The sequence below is a fragment of the Streptomyces sp. PH9007 genome (genome assembly GCF_059813725.1).
This window is the reverse complement of sequence record NZ_CM187440.1, coordinates 813616-833732: the sequence shown is the minus strand read 5'-3', so window position 1 is coordinate 833732 and position 20117 is coordinate 813616. Positions and strand designations below refer to the sequence as shown.

General features: G+C 73.9%; 13 protein-coding genes. 11 read left to right on the top strand and 2 right to left on the bottom strand.

What is annotated here, in order from left to right; genetic code table 11:
- Positions 1 to 181 precede the first annotated feature (181 nt).
- From ACTFAP_RS03565 to ACTFAP_RS03545, 5 genes are all read left to right on the top strand, one after another.
- Positions 182 to 2599: a SpoIIE family protein phosphatase gene (locus ACTFAP_RS03565; protein WP_500468220.1), complete on the top strand. Its 2418-nt coding sequence runs from the start codon at positions 182 to 184 to the stop codon at positions 2597 to 2599.
- 3 nt (positions 2600 to 2602) lie between these two features.
- Complete coding sequence (locus tag ACTFAP_RS03560; RefSeq protein WP_500468219.1) at positions 2603 to 4708, top strand: SpoIIE family protein phosphatase; 2106 nt, start codon at positions 2603 to 2605, stop codon at positions 4706 to 4708.
- Between the two features lie 149 nt (positions 4709 to 4857).
- A complete protein-coding gene (locus ACTFAP_RS03555) occupies positions 4858 to 6402 on the top strand; it encodes a hypothetical protein (RefSeq protein WP_495683435.1) in 1545 nt (514 codons plus the stop codon).
- The gene (locus ACTFAP_RS03550; RefSeq protein ID WP_500468218.1) at positions 6399 to 7295 is read left to right on the top strand and encodes a hypothetical protein; all 897 of its coding nucleotides are present in this window, start codon (positions 6399 to 6401) and stop codon (positions 7293 to 7295) included. The genes ACTFAP_RS03555 and ACTFAP_RS03550 overlap by 4 nt, the downstream gene beginning before the upstream one ends.
- A 93-nt stretch (positions 7296 to 7388) precedes the next feature.
- Entirely contained in the window at positions 7389 to 12071 is a 4683-nt protein-coding gene (locus ACTFAP_RS03545) for a coiled-coil domain-containing protein (RefSeq protein ID WP_500468217.1), read from the top strand.
- Here ACTFAP_RS03545 and ACTFAP_RS03540 read toward each other — a convergent pair.
- A complete protein-coding gene (locus ACTFAP_RS03540; RefSeq protein ID WP_390120293.1) occupies positions 12065 to 12406 on the bottom strand; it encodes a hypothetical protein in 342 nt (113 codons plus the stop codon). The genes ACTFAP_RS03545 and ACTFAP_RS03540 overlap by 7 nt on opposite strands.
- Positions 12407 to 12527: 121 nt before the next feature.
- Here ACTFAP_RS03540 and ACTFAP_RS03535 point away from each other — a divergent pair, with 121 nt between their 5' ends.
- The 4 genes from ACTFAP_RS03535 to ACTFAP_RS03520 are packed head-to-tail and all read left to right on the top strand — an operon-like array spanning position 12528 to position 16540.
- Positions 12528 to 15095, top strand: coding sequence for a sensor histidine kinase (locus tag ACTFAP_RS03535; RefSeq protein ID WP_500468216.1), 2568 nt, complete (start codon positions 12528 to 12530; stop codon positions 15093 to 15095).
- Between the two features lie 11 nt (positions 15096 to 15106).
- Positions 15107 to 15544 (top strand): roadblock/LC7 domain-containing protein, encoded by a 438-nt coding sequence (locus ACTFAP_RS03530; protein ID WP_390120287.1) that lies wholly within the window; start codon positions 15107 to 15109, stop codon positions 15542 to 15544.
- An 11-nt stretch (positions 15545 to 15555) separates the two neighbouring features.
- Entirely contained in the window at positions 15556 to 15954 is a 399-nt protein-coding gene (locus ACTFAP_RS03525; protein ID WP_400013274.1) for a DUF742 domain-containing protein, read from the top strand.
- Positions 15935 to 16540: a GTP-binding protein gene (locus ACTFAP_RS03520; protein WP_386532402.1), complete on the top strand. Its 606-nt coding sequence runs from the start codon at positions 15935 to 15937 to the stop codon at positions 16538 to 16540. The genes ACTFAP_RS03525 and ACTFAP_RS03520 overlap by 20 nt, the downstream gene beginning before the upstream one ends.
- A 170-nt stretch (positions 16541 to 16710) precedes the next feature.
- On the opposite strand, the gene ACTFAP_RS03515 is transcribed toward ACTFAP_RS03520, so the two are convergent.
- Entirely contained in the window at positions 16711 to 17439 is a 729-nt protein-coding gene (locus ACTFAP_RS03515) for a M15 family metallopeptidase (RefSeq protein ID WP_500468215.1), read from the bottom strand.
- 203 nt (positions 17440 to 17642) lie between these two features.
- On the opposite strand from ACTFAP_RS03515, the gene ACTFAP_RS03510 reads away from it, so the two are divergent.
- Both ACTFAP_RS03510 and ACTFAP_RS03505 read left to right on the top strand, forming a co-directional pair.
- On the top strand, positions 17643 to 18548 hold the full coding sequence (locus ACTFAP_RS03510; RefSeq protein ID WP_500468214.1) for an esterase/lipase family protein: 906 nt from the start codon (positions 17643 to 17645) through the stop codon (positions 18546 to 18548).
- A gap of 241 nt (positions 18549 to 18789) precedes the next feature.
- Positions 18790 to 19902 carry an ABC transporter substrate-binding protein gene (locus ACTFAP_RS03505; protein ID WP_500468213.1) on the top strand — a complete coding sequence of 371 codons (1113 nt, stop codon included), beginning with the start codon at positions 18790 to 18792 and terminating at the stop codon, positions 19900 to 19902.
- Positions 19903 to 20117 lie beyond the last annotated feature (215 nt).

Sequence of the window (20117 nt, the reverse complement as noted above, 5' to 3'; positions counted from 1 at the left end):
CGCCTCCTCCCGTGCCTTCCCGTTCTCTCCATGGCACCCCATTCGGGCGCATCCCGCATCCCCGGCCGCCGCCCCCGCCGTCCCCGGGCCCCACCGCCGCCGCTCCCGCCGCGCGCCCGCCCGGCCCGCGGCGTTCAATGTGGGGAAGGGAAAGGGCCCGCCCCCGTGGCAGAGGAGGAATGTGACCGCCAGCCCCGATCCACTGCCCCTGGACGCCGCCGTGGTCCTGGTGCTCGGCGCGCGCGACGAGGTACTGACCTGTACCCCGGACGCCGCGGAACTGCTGGGGCGGCCCGCCGAGCGCATCACCGGGCAGAGCCTCGACCGGCTGCTGGACCGCGTCGACCACTGCGCCGCCACGCTCACCCGCCCCGGTCACCCCGACTCCCTGCGCCTGCGCCTGACCACCGTCGACCTTCCCGGCGGCGGCACCGCGCGCCGCCTGGTCACCCTCACCCCCGAGGACGCCGCCCACCGCCACGAGGAGGACCAGGCGCTGGTCCGCGCGCTGTTCTCGCAGCGCCGCGTCGGCATCGCCATCCACCGCACCGACCTGCTGATCACCCGCCTCAACCTCACCCCGCAGGTGCTGCTGAGCGCCACGAAGACCGGGGACGGGCCGTCGTCGCCGTCCCCGCTGCCCGCCCCGATCAGCGCCATGCTCGTCCCCGAGGACGCCGACGCTCTCACCGGCCGGCTGCGCCAGGTCGTGGACAGCGGCGAGCCCGTCATCGACTGGGAGCACACGGCGCGGCTGCGGGACGCGCCCGACAGCGAACGGGTGCTCAGCATCCAGATGTTCCAGCTGCGCGACCGCGCCGGACGGGTCCAGGGCGCCGTCAGTATCTTCACCGACGTCACCGAGCAGTACATCTCGCGCCGCCGGATGGCCCTGCTGCACGCGGTCGCCGAACGCATCGGCGCCACCCTCGACATCGCCACCAACGCCCAGGAACTGGCCAAGGTGCTGGTGCCCGGCTTCGCCGACCTCGCCGGCGTCGACATCTCCGGACTGATGCTCGGCGGCGACGAACCCGAATGGACCGTGCCCGGCGCGCAACTGCGCCGGCTCGGCGGCGAGATCGCCGGCGGCGAGTGGCCCGCCGAGGTCTACCCGCCCGGAGCGCGCTTCCGCGTCGAGGAGTTCGCCGACCAGCGGCTGACCGCCGACCGCGCGCTGCGCGACCCGCTGCCCGAGGCGGTGCGGACCACGCCGCTGACCCCGCCGGGCGCCGAGCCGGGCCCGGCCGCGTACCAGCTGCCGCAGGGGGAGGGGTCACGGATGATCGTGCCGCTCACCGCCCGAGGCCAGGTACTGGGCGCCCTGCACCTGTGGCGCGCGCCGGGGCGGCTCACCTTCACCCTCCAGGACGCCTGGCTCGGCGAGGAGATCGGCTCCCGGGCCGCCCTCAGCCTCGACAACGCGCGCCGCTACACCCGCGAGCACCGCACTGTCGAATCGCTCCAGCGCAGCCTGCTGCCGCAGCCCGTCGTCGAGCTGAGCGCCGCCCGCACCGCCGGCAGCTACGTCGCGGCCCGCACCGCCGCCGGTACGGGCGGCACCTGGTATGACGTGATCCCGCTCTCCTCCGCGCGGGTCGCGTTCGTCATCGGGGACATCGCCGGGCACGGCCTGAACGCCACCGCCACCATGGGCCGGCTGCGTACCGCCGTCCAGACCCTCGCCGACCTCGACCTTGCCCCCGATGAGTTGCTCACCCGCCTCGATGACCTGGCCATCCGGCTCGCCGACGCCGAGCACGAACCGCGCGACGGCACCGGGGCGGTCGGCGCCACCTGCCTGTACTGCGTGTACGACCCGGTCAGCGGCGAGTGCACGATGGCGGGCGCCGGACGGGTGCCCCCGGTCCTGGCCCTGCCGGGACGGCCGCCGGAGGTCGTGCCGCTGACGGCGGGACCGCCGCTGGGGGTCGGCGGCACCCCCTACGAATCCTTCCGGGTGCGGCTCGAACCGGACAGCTGGCTGCTGCTGTTCAGCGACGAACTGGTCGCGGCCAGGGCGGGCGACGGCGACATCCTGAAACCGGCGGAGAACACCCCCGAGGAGCGGATGGAGCTGCTGCGCGCCGAACTCTCGGCGGCCGGCGACCGCACCCCCGCCGAACTGGGCCGCGCCGTCCTGGACGTGCTGCTGCCGCGCCGCACACCCGACAGCGAGGTGGCGCTGCTGGTCGCCCGCGTCCGCACCCTGCCCGAGGACGCCACGGCGCACTGGAGCTTCGCCGCCGACCCCGCCGTGGTGGGCGACGCCCGCAACGCCGTCCTCGACCGGCTGACGGAGTGGGGCCTGGACGCCAACGTCTTCGCCACCGAACTGATCGTCAGCGAACTCGTCACCAACGCCATCCGGTACGCGGGCGGCCCCGTCGAACTGCGGCTCATCCGGGACGAGACGCTCATCTGCGAGGTCTCGGACCCCAGCGAGACCCAGCCGCACCTGCGCCGCGCCAGGCCCACCGACGAGGGCGGCCGGGGACTGTTCCTGGTCGCCCAGCTCGCCCACCGCTGGGGCAGCCGCTACACCTCCCGGGGCAAGACCATCTGGACTGAACAGCTCCTGGACACGGAACCGGGGTAGGCGATGGTGAACCGCGGACCGGAGCAGAGGGCCGGCGCCATGGCCGGCGGCGCCATGCCGGACCGGTCCAGCGGCGCCCTCACCGACCTGATGCGGCAGGCCGTCTTCGTACAGGACGAGAGCGGCGCCATCATCCTGTGGGGCCCGGAGGCCCAACTGCTGTTCGGCTACCCGCCCGAGCAGGCGCTGGGGCAGCAGGCCGCCGACCTGCTGCTCCCCGACGGCCCCGCCGGGCTGGCGCGGGAGTGGCAGCGCAAGGCCCGGACCGGGCGCGAGTGGGCCGGCATGCTGCCGGCCCGGCACGCCGACGGGCACACCCGGCTGGTCGAGGTCCGCAGCCGCCCCGCCCCCGCGCCCGGCGGCGCCGTCCGCGTCATCAGCCAGGCCGCCGACGCCGGCACCCTGCGCGAACTCGCCTCCGACCTCGCCCTGTCCACCGGGCTCATCAACCAGTCCCCGGTCGCCCTGGGCCTGTTCGACGCCGACCTGAACTGGCGGCGGGTCAACCCCGCGCTCGCCCGGCTGCACGGGGTCCCGGCATCCGAGCTGATCGGCCGCTCGTTCGGCGCGACACTGACCGAGACCGACGTGAGCGGCGTCGTCGAGGTGTTGCGCCGGGTCCTGGAGACCGGCCGGCCCGTCATCGACCACCGCACCACCGGACGTACCCCCGCCGACCCCGACCGCGACCACGTGTGGTCCGCCTCCTTCTACCGTCTCGACGAGCCGGACGGGCGCCCGCTGGGCGTGGCGATGTCCGCCATCGACGTCAGCGAACGGGTGCGCGCCAACACCGAGGTGGCCAGGGCCCGGGTACGGCTCGCGCTGATCGCCGAGGCGGGCACCAAGGTCGGCACCACCCTCGATCTGCGGCAGACCGCGCACGAACTGGTGCGGGCCGCCGTACCGCGCTACGCCGACCTGGCGGGCGTCGACATCCTCGACGCGGTGCTCGGCGGCGGCGCGGCCCCGCCCGTCCAGCGCGACGGCTCGGCGGTCTTCCGGCTGCTGGCGTTCGCCGGCGCCGAGGGCACCGCGCTGGAGCCGGAGGTGCAGGACATCGGCGGCCCGGTGACCTTCGGCCCGGCCAGGATCAACACCCAGGCGGTGCGGCACTCCCGCGCGATCCTGCTGGCGCGGGCCACCCCGCAGGGGCTGCGGCGGCTGACCAGCGACGAGCGGGAGGCGCGGCTGCTGGAGTCCGCCGGGGTGCACTCCGTCCTGGTCACCCCGCTCATCGCGCGCGGCGAGGTGCTGGGCACCCTCACCCTCCTGCGGACCGCAGGCAGCCGGGCGTTCGACGAGGACGACCGGGAGCTGGCCGGGGAGCTGGCGGCGCGCGCCGCGATCAGTGTCGACAACGCCCGGCTGTACACCAGGGAGCGGAACACCGCGCTCACCCTCCAGCGCAGCCTGCTGCCGCAACTGCCCCAGGACCGTTCGGACATCGACATCGCCTACCGCTACCGGCCCGCCGTCTCCGAGGTGGGCGGGGACTGGATCGATGTGCTGCGGCTGTCCGGGGGGCGGTTCGGCCTGGTGGTGGGCGATGTGATGGGCAAGGGGGTACGGGCCGCGGCCATCATGGGGCAACTGCGCTCCACCATCCGGGCGCTGGCCCGCATGGGGGTGCCCCCGGCGGAACTGCTGGGGCATCTGGACGGCATCGCGGAGTTCCTCGGCGACTCGATCGCCACCTGCCTGTACGCGGAGTGCGACCCCCGCGCGGGATGGTGCGAGCTGGCGAGCGCCGGGCATCTGCCCCCGGTGCTGGTGCAGCCGGACGGACGGGGCGAGTTGCTGCACCTGCCCCCGGCGGTGCCGCTGGGGGTGGGCGGTGTGCCGTTCCTGAGCGCCCGGGTGCGGCTGGCCCCGGGGGCAACGCTGGCGCTGTTCACGGACGGCCTGGTGGAGGAGCGCGGGCACTCGATCGACGAGGGGCTGCGGGCGGTGCTGCGGCTGCTGGAGGGGCCGCCAGGATCACTGGAGGAAACCTGCGACACTGTGCTGGGCACCCGGGGGCGCGACACCGCTCCGCAGGACGATGTCGCGCTGCTGGTGGCGCGGGTGCACCGGGGTGGGGTCGACAGCGAGGAGCGGTCCGCGTGACCGGCCGCCGTTCCACTGCGACCGCGATGGCGGCCGACGACGAGGCCGAAGTCGGCGCCTGAGCCGTCCTGTCCGTATCCGTACCAAACGAACCATCCACACCATCCGAACGATCTGGGTCATCCGAACCATCCGTGCCGAATCGATCAATGTCCGTGCCACCGCTTAGTGTGGGATCCGTGACCGCACCAGCAGGAACGACCCACGCGACCCCGGCCCTGGGTCCCGCCGCCGACGAAGGGCTCGCCCGGCGGCTGCGCGCGCTGGCCTGCACCGCGCCCCTGCACGACCTGGACACCCGCAAGGCCAACCTCGCCGGCGAGTACGGCACCTACGCCATGGCCGAGGTGGCGCTCGCCGCCATCGATCTGGTCACCCTCAGCATGGACTTCGACACCGGGGCCGACCACGAGCAGGTCATCCTGCGGCTGCTGCCGCGCGTCGCGGCCCAGGCACCGGAGCGGGCCGCCGCCGAACACGAGCGGGTGGCCCGCTGGGTGCTCGACAACCTCATCAACGTCGGCAGCGTGGACCGCGGTTTCCGCGCCGTCTACGGCACCTTCGGGCCCGACGGCGCCTATGTGCGCCGCGACTACGACTTCAAGCTGATCGAGGAAGTGCCGGGGCCCGGCGGCGGGGTGTATCTGCGCACCACCGACGAGGCCGTCAACGTCCTGGTCGGCGCGCTGGACACCGACGTCACCAGCGCCCAGATCGCCGCCGAGGTCAAGCTGGAGGTGCTGATCAGCCGCGGCCGGCTCGCCGACGCCCAACTCGCCGCCGAGGCCGCCCGCTACCGCACCGTGCAGTACGCCGAGACGCTGCGCCGCGCCCTGGAGGCCACCCGGCGCAACGTCCGCGCCGTCGACTGGCTGCGCACCGTGCCCGACCTCATCGGCGAGGCGCTGGAGCACATCGCCGACCGCTACCGGCACGAGAACGCCATCCTCACCAACATCCGGCGCGCCAGGGACGAGGCCATAGAGCCCGAGAACAAGCTGCGCGCCGCCGAACTGGTCGACATCGTCAAGGACTGCATCCGCCGCCACACCCAGCTCCAGTCCCGGCTGCTGGAGGCCGGGCCGCTGTTCCGCGCCGAGCAGGACCGGCAGGCGTTCGCCCCGCGGGCCGCCCGGGCCGGCATCGACCTCTACGGCCAACTGCTGGCCCCGCTGCTGCCCGAGCCGCTGGAGCGGGCCGCCCGGGTCACCGACGCCTGGTTCGCCAAGGGCACAGGGCCGCGCACCCCCGGCGCGGTGCGCCTGGCCGACCTGACCGAACTGCTGCTGACCCCGCCCGCGCCCCGCGAACACCTCGGCGCGGAACTGCCGGAGCCCGACCTCGTCGCCACCCCCGACGACTCCCGCTTCAGCGAGGAACAACTGGCCGCCGCCCTGGAGATACTGGACCTTGCGCCCGACGCCCCGCGCCGGCTGTCCGGACTGCTGGAGCAGGCCCGCCGCAAGGCCCCCGGGGACCCCGAACTGCCCTACCTGCTGACCCTGCTGGCCGTGCACGCCGCCAGCCCCCCGGTGGGCACCGCCTACCGGCAGGGCGAACGCCGGCTGCTGTTCGCCGTCGACGACGGCACGGTGCTGCGGGATCCGGAGTTCGGCGGCGCCGACCTGATCGTCGGCACCGCACTGCTGGACGCGGCCTCGATGGCCGCCGATCGCTCGGAGAGCACGTCATGACCACCGCAGCCGACGTCCTGGGAACGGAAGGCGACGACGAGGGCACCGCGCCACCGCCGTCGGCACCCGCCCCCGTCACCCCGGCCGACGCCGCCGACGCCGCCCGGCTGGTCTCCTTCGGACTCCAGCCCAAGCTGCTGCCCGCCCGCGACGCCGAATACGCGGGACTGCTGCGCCGCTACCAGGAGGAGCCCGCGTTCGCCCGGCTCGCCGACGCCGTCGCCACCGGGCTCGGGCTGATCGTCCTGGAGGTCTCCACCCGCGCCGGGATGGCCATGACCGCCGCCGAGGACTCGGTGTTCGCGGTCCGCATGAGCGAGTACGCCCGCCGCACCACCGCCGACTCCACCGACCGCTTCCTGCACGGGCTCGCCCATCTCGCCGTCGCCGCCCTGGCCTTCCCGCGCCCCCAGGACCTCGCCGACGACGGTTACATCGGCCGCATCACCATCAACGGGGTGGACGCCTTCGTACGGCAGGCATGCCGGCGCCTGGAGCAGCGCGCCGCCGAGGAAGGCGAGAACACCGACCCGGCCTCCGGCGCGCCCGGACTGGAGGCCGCCTGGCGGGTGTACGCGCGGCGCAGCGCCACCGGGGCGACCAAGGACGCGCGGCGGCTGGCCGGTTCCACCACCGGCATCGTCGGCAAGGCGGTCGCCTTCCTCACCGACTCCGGCTTCCTGCAGCGCACCGGGGACGACGCGGGCGGCGCGTACCGCACCACCGCCCGCTACCAGCTCCAGGTCCGCGACATGGCGGCCGGTGCCGCGATGGGCGAACTGCTGGAGCTGGGCATCGTGCCGGTGAGCGACGGCACCGCCTCGCTGCTGCCGCCCGACACCACCGACGACCTCGACCTGGCGGACGGCGCGGGTCTGCCGTTCCACAGCTGACCGTTCCACCGCCGGCCCCCTCGGCCGCTCCCTCCCGGCCAGGCCACCCCGACACCACCACGACGCCACCACGACCTACGAGAGCCCAGCCACATGTACGAGTTGTCCCGGGTCCGCCTCTACTCGATCGGACCGGCCGGCGCGCGCTACGCCGACACCGTCCTCGATCTGCGCGGAGTCGGCGATGTGGTGCCCACCCCCGCGCCCGCCCAGGCGGACTTCTTCGAGGAGGAGCCCACCGGGCCGCCGCGCCGCCCCGCGCCCGCCGGGGTGCTCTTCCTGGAGAACGGCGGCGGCAAGTCCGTCCTGCTGAAGCTGATCTTCTCGGTGATGCTGCCCGGCCACCGCAACACCCTGGGCGGGGCCAGCTCCGGTGTGCTGCGCAAGTTCCTGCTCGCGGACGACTGCGGGCACGTGGCCCTGGAGTGGCAGCACACGCTCACCGGCGAGAGCGTGGTGGTCGGCAAGGTCAGCGAGTGGCGCGGGCGCCAGGTGTCCGGCGACCCGCGGAAGTTCGCCGAGGCCTGGTACTCCTTCCGGCCCGGCCCGGGGATGAACCTGGACTCGCTGCCGGTGGCCGAGTCCACCGCGCTGCGACCCCGCGAGGACCGGGGCGAGGGCGCCTCCGGCGCGCGCGGACGGCGCCGCACCATGAAGGGGTTCCGGGACGTCCTCACCGAGACCGGCAAGGCCTACCCGAACCTGGACGTGGTGTGGGAGGAGATCCACGAACGGTGGATCGAGCAGTTGCAGCGGCTCGGCCTGGACCCGGAACTCTTCCGCTACCAGCGGGAGATGAACGCCGACGAGGGTGAGGCGGCCGGGCTCTTCGCGGTCAAGAACGACTCCGACTTCACCGATCTGCTGCTGCGCGCGGTCACCGACACCCGGGACACGGACGGGCTCGCCGACCTGGTGCACGGCTTCGCCCACAAACTGGGCCGCCGCGCCGAACTGACCGCCGAACGCGACTTCACCGCCGGGTCCCTGGACCTGCTGGGCCGCATCTCCGAGTCCGCCGCCGAGCGCGAGCAGGCCCGTACGGTGCACGGCACCGCCGAGCGGCGGGTACGCGCCCTGGCCGCCCGGCTGGCCTCCCGTGGCAGGACGGAGCGCGACCGGGCGGCGGAGCTGGCCGCCGGGGTCGAGTCGGCGCAGGCGGCGGTCGCCGACGCCGAGCACGAGCGGGCCGACGCCTCCCTGATCGCGGCCGAACTGGCCTACCGCCACGCCTCGCTGGCGCTGGCGGCGGCCGAGAAGGCGGCGGCGGCGCAGCGCCGGGAGCTGACCGACGCCAGGACGCTGCAGGCCGCGTGGCAGGCGGCCGAGACCGTACTGGCCCACCGGGCCGCCGCCGACCGCTCGGCCCGGGTGGCGGCGGCCATCCAGGAGGCGGAACGGGACGCCGCCCCCGCGCTGGCGGCCCGTAGCAAGGCGGCCGGCGAGCTGGTACGGGCGCTGCACGCGGCGGCCGAGGACAGCGAACGGGCGGCCGGCGAACAGGAGGAGCGCTCCGCCGGGCTGCAGCGTGCGTCCGAGTCGGCGCACCGTGACGCCACGGCGGCGGCCACCGCCGCCCAGCGGGCCCGCAGCGAGTCCGAGCATCTGCGCCAGCGGCTGGCCGAGGTCGAGGCGGAGACGGCGGAAGCCGTCCGCAACGGCTGGCTGGAGGGCGAGGATCCGGCCCGTGCCGCCCTGTCCGCCTCCGACGCGGAGAAGTCGGCGACGGCCGCCTGGGAATCGGCCCGCGAGGCAGCGATCCGCGCCACGGAAGCGCTGCGCGACGCCACCGCGGCGCACACCGGCGCCGATCTCCTGGCCGCCCGCTCGATGGACGCGGCGCAAGCGGCACAGGCCGCCTGGGAATCCGAGCACGCCACCGCCACCGCGCTGGCCCGCGAACCACGGCTGGCCGAACTGCTCAGCCTGGCCCCCACCCGCCGCCCGGCCGGGGACAGCGGCGACACCTCGCGGGACGCCACCGCGCCCGAGCCCGCCACCGGCCGCCCCGAGGAGGCGGCGCGCGCCGAGGACGACGGGTCGCTCACCGCCGAGGAACTGGACCGCAACGCCGAGGCGCTGACCGCCCTGCTGGAGGAGCGGGTCGGCGGGGCCGAGCGGCTGCTGTTCGAGCTGCGCACCGCCGCCGCCGACGACTCCCGGATCCTCGGCGCGCTCGGGGACGGCGGGCTGCTGCCGCCGGGCCCCGACGTGCTGGCCACCGTCGAGTTCCTCGGCGAGCACGGCATCCCCGCGCTGCCCGGCTGGCGCTATCTCGCCCAGGCCGTGGACCCCGCCGACCACGCCGCCGTGCTCGCCGCCCGGCCCGAGCTGGTCGACGGCGTGATCATCACCGACCCCGGCAGCCACGCCCGGGCCCGCGAGGCCCTGGCGGGCGCGGCCCTGCTGCCCCGCTCCACCGTCGCGGTCGGCACCGCCGCCGCCCTGCTCGCGCCCACCCCGCCGTCCGGCGGACCGGACAGCGGCGTCTTCCTCGTCCCGCCCAACCCGGCCATGCACGACGAACGTGCCGCCGACGACGAGCGGCAGGCACTGCGCCGGCGCGCCACCGAGCGCGACACGGAGATCCGTACGCTGGCCGCCCGCCTCGCCGGCGACCGTACGCTCGCCGCCCGGCTCTCCTCCTGGCGGGCCGGCTGCCCCGCCGGACGGCTGGCCGAACTGGCCGCCGCCGCACGGGAGGCGAAGGAGAGCGCCGCCACCGCCTCGCAGCGGCTCGCCCACGCGGCCACCGCCCGCGCCGAGGCCGAGGAGATCGCCGGCGAGGCCACCCGCGTCCGCGACGAGGCCCAGGAACGCGTGCAGCGCGCCCGCCGTTCCGCCGACGCCCTCGCCGGGCTGGCGTTCCGGCTGCGCGAACGCGTCAACTGGCAGCTCAGAGTCCGTGAACTCGCCGTCGAGGCAGCCGAGTCGGAGGCCGCCGCCACCGAGTGCCTGGAGCGGGCCCGGGCCGCCGACGAGGACCGCCGCGCCGCCCAGCGCACCGCCGACGACACCCGCCGCACCGCCCGCGCGCTGCGCGCCGAACGCGCCCAGGTCACCGGCGCCCCCGACGAACTGCCCGCCGGGGTACCGGCCGCCGCGCTGCCCGACCTGCGCGAGGCGTACCGCACCGCCTCCCAGCTGTACGAGAAGGTCGGCGTCGGCGCCGATCTGCGGGCCGAACAGGCCCGCGCCGAGGGCGACGAGAGCGCCGCCAGCGCCGCCCTGGAGCGGCTGACCAACAAGGTCCGTACCCGCGCCGCCAAGCTCCTCGCCGAACTCGACGGCGCAGACGGCCCCTCCCGGCAGGCCGCCGCCGCCCGCGCCGAATCCCACGTCCAACTGCTGGAGTCCCGCTCCTCCACCGCCAGCGAGCAACTCGGCCGGCTGCGCGGCGAGGCCGAACGGCTCGCCCCCGAGCAGGGCGAGGCCCACACCGACCTCCCGGAGGACCGCGCCCCGGCCGACGCCGAGCACGCCCGCGATCTGCTGCGCACCGCCACCGCCGAACTCGCCGCCCGCGAGGACACGCTGCACGCCGCCCGGGCCACCCACGAGGAGCTGCTGCGCGAGCACCACACCGCCCGCGACGGCGCCGGCGGCTTCGAGGAGACCGCCGCCCTGCTCCGCGATCTGCTGCGCGACCCGCAGCCCGGGCAGCCGGCCGCCGAGGGCACCGAGCCCGACGACACGCCCTACCCCGGCACCCTCGCCGAGGCCCGGCAGTCCGCCACCGACGCCCGCCGCGCCCTGCGCGCCTGCGCCACCGCGCTCTCCGCCGCCGACAGCGCCGTCCGCGAGGCGGGCGACCTCCTCGTACGGCACGCCAACGCCGCCCGCTACGAACAGGTACGCACCCCCGCCCGGCAGCAGATCCGCGAGCTGCCCGCCGCCGCGCTGCCCGAGCACGCCACCGCCTGGGCCGAGGCGTTCGCCCCCCGGCTGCGCGTCCTCACCGACGAACTCGCCCAGCTCGAACGCAACCGCGACTCCATCGTGGACCGGCTGCGCGGCCTGGTGGAGTCATCGCTGGCCACCCTGCGCTCCGCCCAGCGGCTGTCCCGGCTGCCCGAGGGGCTCGGCGAGTGGTCGGGGCAGGAGTTCCTGCGCATCCGGTTCGAGGACCCCGACCAGGCCACCCTGAGCGAACGGCTCGGCGAGGTCATCGACGAGACCACCCGCGCCGCCGTCAAGAAGAACTCCGACCTGCGCCGGGACGGCATGTCCCTGCTGCTGCGCGGCACCCACGCCGCCCTGCGCCCGGGCGGCGTGTCCGTGGAGATCCTCAAACCGGACGCCGTGCTGCGCGCCGAGCGGGTGCCGGTCGGTCAGATGGGCGACGTGTTCTCCGGCGGCCAGCTGCTGACCGCCGCCATCGCCCTGTACTGCACCATGGCCGCGCTGCGCAGCAACGACCGGGGCCGCGACAAGCACCGGCACGCCGGCACCCTCTTCCTCGACAACCCCATCGGCCGCGCCAACGCCACCTATCTGCTGGAGCTCCAGCGGGCGGTCGCCGACGCGCTGGGCGTCCAGCTCCTGTACACCACGGGGCTGTTCGACACGACCGCGCTCGCCGAGTTCCCGCTGGTCATCCGGCTGCGCAACGACGCGGACCTGCGGGCCGGGCTCAAGTACATCAGCGTCGAGGAGCATCTGCGGCCCGGGCTGCCGCAGCAGCGCGGCGGTGAATCAGAGGCCATCCACGGGGAGATCACCGCCACCCGGGTCTACCGCAAGCCCGCCGACAGCCCGCAGGCGCCGGCTCACTGATCGTAGTGCCACAGGGAGGTGCGCCGGCGGGCCACGCTGCTCGGTACGGACGTCACGCCGTTCCGCTGCCGCCAGGCCTGCCGGGTGATCCAGATGTCCAGCACCGCCCAGGTCGCCACGACCGTGGAGGCCACCGACGAGATCGTCATCGGCAGCGCCAGCCAGGATCCGGCCAGCGTGCACAACAAGACCACGACGACCTGACTGAGCGTCAGTGCGATGATGATGACCGCCCGCACCGCCGCGTTGCGCACCGGATCGGGCATCCGGGGTCTCGCATACACTCCGCCGTCCTCCGGTACGGTGAGATGTGCTGGTATGTCCTGCCGCTCCATGGTACGGCCCCGCCCCGCTCACGCCCTCACCAAGTCCTCACGCCCAGCCGCTATCAGCGGTAGTAGGCTCGCGCTGTCGCAGCACGCAACAGCACGGACACACCCCTGGGAGGGCCCGCACGTGCGAGGGAAGTCGATCCGACGGAAGATAGGGGCCCTGCTGCTGGTGCCTCTGCTGTCGCTCGTGTCGATCTGGGCGTTCGCCACGGCCATCACCGTCGCCGAGGCCAGATCCCTGCTCGCCGTCGCCTCCGTCTCCGACAGACTCGGCACCCCCGCCGAGAGCGTCATCCACGCCATCCAGCAAGAGCGGCGCCAGACCCTGGTGTTCCTCGCCGACCCGCGCCGCTCGGACGCCCTCGCCCAGCTGCGCACCACCCAGGAGTCCACCAACCAGACCGTCGCCGAGGTACGCGAAGAAGCCGCAGGCGGCGCCCGCGACGACCTCAACGGCGGTGCCAAGGAACGGCTGGACGCCTTCCTGTCCGGTCTGGACGGCCTTGCCGCACTGCGCGATCAGGTCCACAGCAACACCATCTCCCGTACCGCCGCACTCGATGCCTACACGGTCGTCATCGACCCGGGATTCCGTTTCCTGGCCGCCCTGCACCTCGTGGAGAACGTGGACCTCGACCGGCACGGCCGCGCCGTCGTCGGCATCGCCCAGGCCCGTGAGTACCTCTCCCGCGAGGACGCGCTGGTGGCCGGCGCCCTGGCGGCGGGCCGCATCACCGACACCGAACTGCGCCAGGTCGGCGACCGCATCACCGAACGCGACCTGGCCTACACCACCTACCTCCCCGACCTCCCGCTGCGCGACCAGCAGGCCCACGACACCTTCTGGGACACCGGGCCCGGCCACGTCCTCACCGTCGTCGAGGGCCGGCTGCTGGACGGCGGCACCCGCTCCGCCCGCGCCGACCAGTGGGTGGACACCGGCGGCAACGCCCTGGAACAACTGCGCGCCCTCGGCGAGACCGCCCAGGAGCGCTACCAGGACGCCGTCGACCCCGAGGCCACGGCCGTGCTGGTACGGGCCGGGGCGGCCGGAGTGCTCGGCGCCGCCGCGGTGATCCTCTCGCTGGTCGTCTCGCTGCGCATCGGCCGGGCGCTGATCCGTGACCTGATGACGCTCTCCAAGGAGGCCAAGGACGCCGCCGAGGTACGGCTGCCCGGCGTGCTGCGCCGCCTGGCCGCCGGCGAGCGGGTGGACGTGGAGACCGAGGCCCCGCACCTGGAGTACGGCCGCGACGAGGTCGGCCAGGTCGGCCAGTCCCTCAACACCCTCCAGCGCGCCGCCGTCGCCGCCGCCGTCGAACAGGCCACCGTGCGGCGCGGCATCTCCGACGTCCTGGTCAACCTGGCACGCCGCAACCAGGTGTTGCTCCACCGTCAGCTGGGCCTGCTGGACGCGATGGAGCGGCGCACCGACGACGCCGACGAACTCGCCGATCTCTTCCGCCTCGACCACCTCACCACCCGGATGCGCCGGCACGCCGAGGGCTTGGTCATCCTCTCCGGAGCGGCCCCGGCCCGGCAGTGGCGCAAGCCCGTCCAGCTCATGGACGTGGTGCGGGCGTCGGTGGCCGAGGTCGAGGACTACGAGCGCGTCGAGCTGCACCGCATGCCCCAACTGGCGGTGGCCGGCGGCGCGGTGGCCGACCTCACACATCTCATCGCCGAACTCCTGGAGAACGCCACCGTCTTCTCCCCGCCGCACACCGCCGTCCAGGTGTCCGGGGAACGGGTCCCGCACGGCTACACCCTGGAGATCCACGACCGGGGCCTGGGCATGACCGCCGAGGCGCTCCACGAGGCCAACGAACGGCTGGCGGACACACCCGAGTTCGACCTGTCCGACACCGACAGGCTCGGTCTGTTCGTGGTCTCCCGGCTGGCGGAGCGGCACGGGGTACGCGTCTCCCTGAGGGAGTCCCCGTACGGCGGCACCACCGCGGTCGTGCTGCTGCCCGGCGAGCTGCTCACCGAGACCGGCGACAGCCCGGGGGAGCGCAATCCGCTGCCCGAACGCCCCGCGCCCCCCGAGCTGTTGAACGGCCCGGTGGACGGGCCCGTCGAGCTGGAGGCGCCGGTCGGCTTCCGGAGCCTGGAGCACGCGGGGGAGGGCGCACGCGGCTTCGGGCCCTACCCCTTCCCCGACGAGGCCGACGGCGACAGCCGGCGCGGCGAACGGCCCCGGCACGCCCGCCCCGACGAGTACCCCGCACACCACGAACCCTCCGCGTACCCCGCGCCACCGCGCCCCGCGGACCCCGTGGATCAGGCCGAGCACACCACCGCGGCCGATCCCGCACCGCCGATCCCGCTGCCGCAGCGGCGCCGCACCCCGGTGCTGGTCGCCGACCACGGGCGGCAGGTCGGCGAACCACCGGGCGAGGAGAATCCCGCGCCCGGCCACCAGGAGGAGGACGGTGGCACCACCGTCGCCGGGCTGCCGCGGCGGCAGCGCCGCACCCCACCCGCCTCCGCCCCCGCCGCGATCCCGGACACCTGGGACGACGAGGAGCCGGGCGTCCACGCCAGCGTCACCGACCTGACGGAGCAGGACGCCGACGAGGTGCGGGCCCGGATGGCCGCACTGCAACTCGGCTGGCGGCGCGGCCGGCAGCACAACGACCACCGCGACAACATCAGGCGGGGCGATGACCCGCAGGCACCGACACCGTAAGGGGCAGACCCATGACTGCACCGGGGGCCGACGCCCAGGACGGCACACCTCAGGATGGTGAGCGGCTCGACTGGCTGCTCGACGAACTCGTCGGACGAGTGGCGGGAATCCGCCACGCGCTGATACTCTCCGCCGACGGTCTGGCGCGCGGCGCCTCCCAGGCGCTGAGCCGGGAGGACAGCGAGCAACTGGCGGCCGTGGCCTCCGGGTTCCACTCACTGGCCCGGGGCGTGGGACGCCACTTCGCGACCGGCGGGGTCCGCCAGACCCTGGTGGAGCTGGATGACGCGTTTCTCTTCGTGGCCGCGGCGGGCCAGGGCAGCGCGCTCGCCGTCTTCGCCGACATCGAGGCGGACATAGGACAGATCGGCTACGAGATGACGCTGCTGATCAAGCGGGTCGGCGCGCACCTGGGCACCGCGCCGCGCGGTGGCCCGGGCGAGAGCTGACCGGCCGGCCGATGAGCCACGGCTGGTTCGACGAGGAGGCGGGACCCATTGTGCGGCCCTACGCGATGACGCGCGGCCGCACCCGCGGGACCGTCGATCATCCCCTCGACCTGATCGCCCTGGTGACGGCCGAGACCGGTGACCAGGAGGGCGCGGCCGGAACCGGAAGCGATCTCACCGACCGCGAACTGGCCCCCGAGCACGCCGAGATCATGCGCCGCTGCCGCCGTACCACCGAGTCGGTGGCGGAACTCGCCACCGGCCTCGACCTGCCGGTCGGGGTGGTACGGGTGCTCATCAGTGATCTGCTGGACGCCGGTCTGGTACGGGTCAGCCGTCCGGTCCCCGCCTCCCAGTTGCAGGACGACAGCACACTCCGTGAGGTGATCGATGGTCTCCGGGCCCTTTGAACGCGGCCGCGGCAGGTCCGCGGACCCCACGGCACTGAAGATCCTCGTCGCGGGGGCCTTCGGTGTCGGGAAGACGACGCTGGTCGGCGCCGTCAGCGACATCAAGACCCTCCAGACGGAGGAGTCGCTGACGGAGGCCGGACGGCCGGTGGACGACATCCGGGGGGTGGCGGGGAAACGATCCACCACCGTGGCCATGGACTTCGGCCGGATCACCATCAGCGACTCGGTGATCGTGTACCTCTTCGGCACACCGGGGCAGGAACGGTTCCGCTTCCTGTGGGACGAGCTGGCGCGCGGGGCGCTGGGCGCGCTGATCCTCGTGGACACGCGGCGGCTGGCGGACAGTTTCTCGGTGGTCGACTTCTTCGAGACCCGTGGGCTGCCGTTCGCGGTGGCGGTCAACTGCTTCGACGGGGCGGTGCGTTACCCGCCGGAGCAGGTGCGGCGCGCGCTGGACCTGGATGAGGACGTGCCGGTTCTGCTGTGCGACGCGCGCGAGCGTTCCTCGGCCAGGGACGCGCTGGTGGCGGTGGTGGAGCACGCGCTGCACCGGTCGGCACGGCAGCGTTCAGCCGTGTCCTGAACGGGAGTTGCGGCTGTGACGTCCTGAGGTTGTCCCGCCCGTGTCGCGAAAAGGTGACAACGCCCGGAGGGGCGAAACCATTCGGCGCGCCCGGCGCGTCGGTGATCAGCGACGGTGGCGGTCATCGGGACCCACGGGGGTGGCTCCGGTGGCCGCCGCCGTTGCCCGTGTCAACGACTGAGCGAGTCCAGGGACACGGGGAAGTCGAAGAAAGTCTCCGGGTACGGCTCGGCCCGGTGGCCGAAGTGCCACCACTCGGTCTCCACCGGTGCGAACCCCTCCGCCTCCATGGCGGAGGCCAGCACCCGGCGCGCGGCCCGCGCCTCCCCGGGGATGTCGGGGGAGTCGCCGTGCGAGCGCGGATCGAAGAAGTCGAAGCCGGTGCCCATGTCCACCGGATCGCCGCCGTCCGCCCCGGTCAGCGTCAGATCGACCGTACTGCCCCTGCTGTGGCCCGACTTCTCGGCCAGGTAACCGTCCTCGACCAGCCGCTCCTTGGGCACCCGGGGATAGAACTCCGCCCGGGTGCGGCCGTCCTCGGGCTGTGCCATCCAGCGCAGGAAGTGGTCCACGGCACGCTGCGGCCGGTAGCAGTCGTACACCAGCAGCCCGTAGCCCTGTCCCTCCAGGGCGCGGGCGGCGCGTTCCAGGGCGTGCGCCGCGTCCGAGGTGAGCAGGCACTCGGCCTGCTCGTACCCCTCCACCCGCTCGCCGGTGAAGTTGTGCGGACCCGCGTACCGCATCTCCTGCCGGATGGCCGGGGCGACCTCGCGCAGCGCCACGAAACCGGCGGGGGCGGTGTCCGTGACCGCGGGCGGCCCCTGGGAGCCGGACAGCGGCAGCACGAGTGCGGTACCGGCGACCGCGGCGACGGCCAGGAGGGCGGGGGAGCGGCGCATAACCGGTTCCTATCAGGGGTGGTGACGGGCCGCGACAGGTGTGCGGCCAACGTGGTGACGGTGTGCCGGATTCTTCACGTACCGGGTGCTGGGCGCCGGGGTTACCTGCTCGTAACGTGAGGGGTACTCAGCAGTAACTGTGGTCCGGACCCAGCATCTGCCGCGCTGTCACCCCCCATGTGAGTCCAGCGAGGAGCCGCCCCGTGAAGCTGCCCCGGAACGCCATCCGTACCCGCACGAGACGACTGACCACCGGCCTGCTGCTGGCCGCCCTGCTCGCCGTGCTGCCCGCCCCGGCCACGGCCGCCACCGCCTCCGCCTCCACCGGTGCCCCGGCCGCTGCCGCCACCGGCGGCTGGAACAAGGAGAACTGCGTCCCCGCCGCCGCCCACCCCCGCCCCGTGGTCCTGGTGCACGGCACCTTCGCCGACGGCACCAACAACTGGCTTGGCCTGGCGCCCTATCTCGCCCAGCGCGGCTACTGCGTCCACTCCTTCGACTACGGCCGGCTGCCGGGCGTGCCGATCGTCGGCGGCCTGACCCCGATGGAGGACTCGGCCGGTGAACTCGCCGCCCACATCGACCGGGTCCTGGCCCGCACCGGCGCGGCCGAGGTCGACCTGGTCGGCCACTCGCAGGGCGGCCTGATGCCCCGCTACTACCTCAAGCACCACCCCGGGGCGGCGGACAAGGTCAACGCGTTCGTGGCGATCGCCCCCAGCACCAACGGCACCACCCTGCTGGGACTCACCAGGCTGCTCGACCTCTTCCCCGGCCTGGACCGGGCCATCGCCGAGGCCGCCCCCGCCCTCTCCCAGCAGGTCGCCGGCTCCGACTTCCTGCGGGAACTGAACGCCGGCGGCTACACGGTGCCCGGCGTCACGTACACGGTGATCGCCACCCGGTACGACGAGGTGGTCACCCCGTACCGCTCGCAGTTCATCGATGAGCCCGGGGTGCGCAATGTGCTGCTCCAGGATCTGTGCCCGCTGAACATCTCCGAGCACGCCACGATCGGGCTGCTCGACCGGACGGCCTTCCACGAGACGGCCAACGCCCTCGACCCGGCGAACGCGCGGCCGACGAACTGCTGGTCGTTCCTGTCCTAGGGCGTGTGTCGACAGTGGCTTGCTGAGGTGCAGGTGCTTGGTGGTGCTGATGTTTGCTGGGCTCGGCAGCTCGGCGAGCGGATAGTCGGTTGATTATTCGCTCTGGTGGCGGATCCAATGACCAGCATGATCACCCGGGCGCTCCTGCCGCGGCGAGACGTGATGAATGCGGACCGGCGGCCCTGACCAGGTGCGATTCGGGCAGACCGTGACCGCACAGCCCCAAGGGAGACGCTAACCGATGACCACACCACCATCGCTGTCCGGAGCGGAGCACGCAGAGGGGTCGTCTGTCCGTGTGGGCGTACTCGTCCCTTTGACGCGGCCAGGCTGGGCCGAGGCGGGGCGACACTTGCTCGCAGGGTTCGAGCTGGCCGTTGACAAGGTCAACGACACAGGCGGGATTGACGGCAGACCACTGGAGCTGGTGGTCCGGGACACCGCGGCCGATCCGGAGCGGGCCTTGGCGGCCGTGGACGAACTGGCCGCCCTGGGCGTGGCTGTTGTGGCGGGCGAGTATCACAGCGTCGTCGCCCGCGCCGCCGCCGGCCGGGCCGACGCCCTGGGCGTGCCGTTCCTCTGCTCGTCCGCAGTGCTTGACGAGTTCACCGAGGAGCCGACGAAGTGGGTCGCGCGCCTTGCCCCGGCGCAGTCTCGTGGCTGGCGGATCTACGCGGACTTCCTCCTCGGTGAGGGACGACGCCGGATCGCCGTGGCGACCCAGCCGAGCGTCTACTGGGCGTCCGGGACCCGCGTCCTGCGGGAGCACCTGGCTCCCCACGGCGGCACCGTCGTCGAACTCGACACGAGCGCGCTCACCCCCGAGGCCCTGTGCGATGCGCTCGTGGACCACGGCGCGACGGCGCTGCTCCTGCTGGTCGGCCACCCGGAGCCGGCGGTGCCGATCGTCAGGGCCGTACGGGATGACGTGCGGCTCGCGGAGATCCTGATCGGCGCTCCGGCCGGGCAACCGGAGTTCGCTGAATGGGCCGCGCTTCTGGGCGAGGACGGCGCCGGGATCCCGTTTCTGCGTTACCTGCCTGAGGTCCTCGGCCCGCTTGGCGAACGCGTCGGGAAGGAGCTCCGCGAGCGTCTGGGCGAAGCGCCTTCCTTCGTCGCCTTCGAGGGCTGGGACACCGTCACTGTCCTCGCCGAGGTGCTGCGTTCCCACGGCACGGACCGGGCAGCCATCGCCGAGTCTTGGCCGCGCGTGGTGGTCGATGGCACCCGCGGGCCGATCCGGTTCTCCCGCACCACGGGCATCAGCGTGTGGCAATGGGCTTGGACACCGATCCAAGTCGTTGACCGGGACCCCGCGGAGCCCGATCGCTTTCGGATCCTGCGCGCCGGCTGAGAGGGCGCGGAGGCTCGACCGCATGGCGCTCGCGGTAGTCCGCCGGGGCCAGACGGGCGGCCGACCCGCCGTTGTGCCCTTCGGCAACAACGGCTCCAGCACCGCCCACTGCTCGTCCGTGAGATCTCCCCGCCCCATGAACTGTGATCATTCACAGCCCAAGATCTACTTTCGATACAGTCCCTCGTACTCCCGTGCTACTGAGCGATCTCGCA

Coding starts and splice junctions, on each gene's coding strand:
- ACTFAP_RS03550 (WP_500468218.1), top strand. CDS start 6,399: ATGACCACCGCAGCCGACGTCCTGGGAACGGAAGGCGACGACGAGGGC.
- ACTFAP_RS03540 (WP_390120293.1), bottom strand. CDS start 12,406: ATGGAGCGGCAGGACATACCAGCACATCTCACCGTACCGGAGGACGGC.
- ACTFAP_RS03545 (WP_500468217.1), top strand. CDS start 7,389: ATGTACGAGTTGTCCCGGGTCCGCCTCTACTCGATCGGACCGGCCGGC.
- ACTFAP_RS03515 (WP_500468215.1), bottom strand. CDS start 17,439: ATGCGCCGCTCCCCCGCCCTCCTGGCCGTCGCCGCGGTCGCCGGTACC.
- ACTFAP_RS03505 (WP_500468213.1), top strand. CDS start 18,790: ATGACCACACCACCATCGCTGTCCGGAGCGGAGCACGCAGAGGGGTCG.
- ACTFAP_RS03530 (WP_390120287.1), top strand. CDS start 15,107: ATGACTGCACCGGGGGCCGACGCCCAGGACGGCACACCTCAGGATGGT.
- ACTFAP_RS03560 (WP_500468219.1), top strand. CDS start 2,603: ATGGTGAACCGCGGACCGGAGCAGAGGGCCGGCGCCATGGCCGGCGGC.
- ACTFAP_RS03555 (WP_495683435.1), top strand. CDS start 4,858: ATGTCCGTGCCACCGCTTAGTGTGGGATCCGTGACCGCACCAGCAGGA.
- ACTFAP_RS03525 (WP_400013274.1), top strand. CDS start 15,556: ATGAGCCACGGCTGGTTCGACGAGGAGGCGGGACCCATTGTGCGGCCC.
- ACTFAP_RS03520 (WP_386532402.1), top strand. CDS start 15,935: ATGGTCTCCGGGCCCTTTGAACGCGGCCGCGGCAGGTCCGCGGACCCC.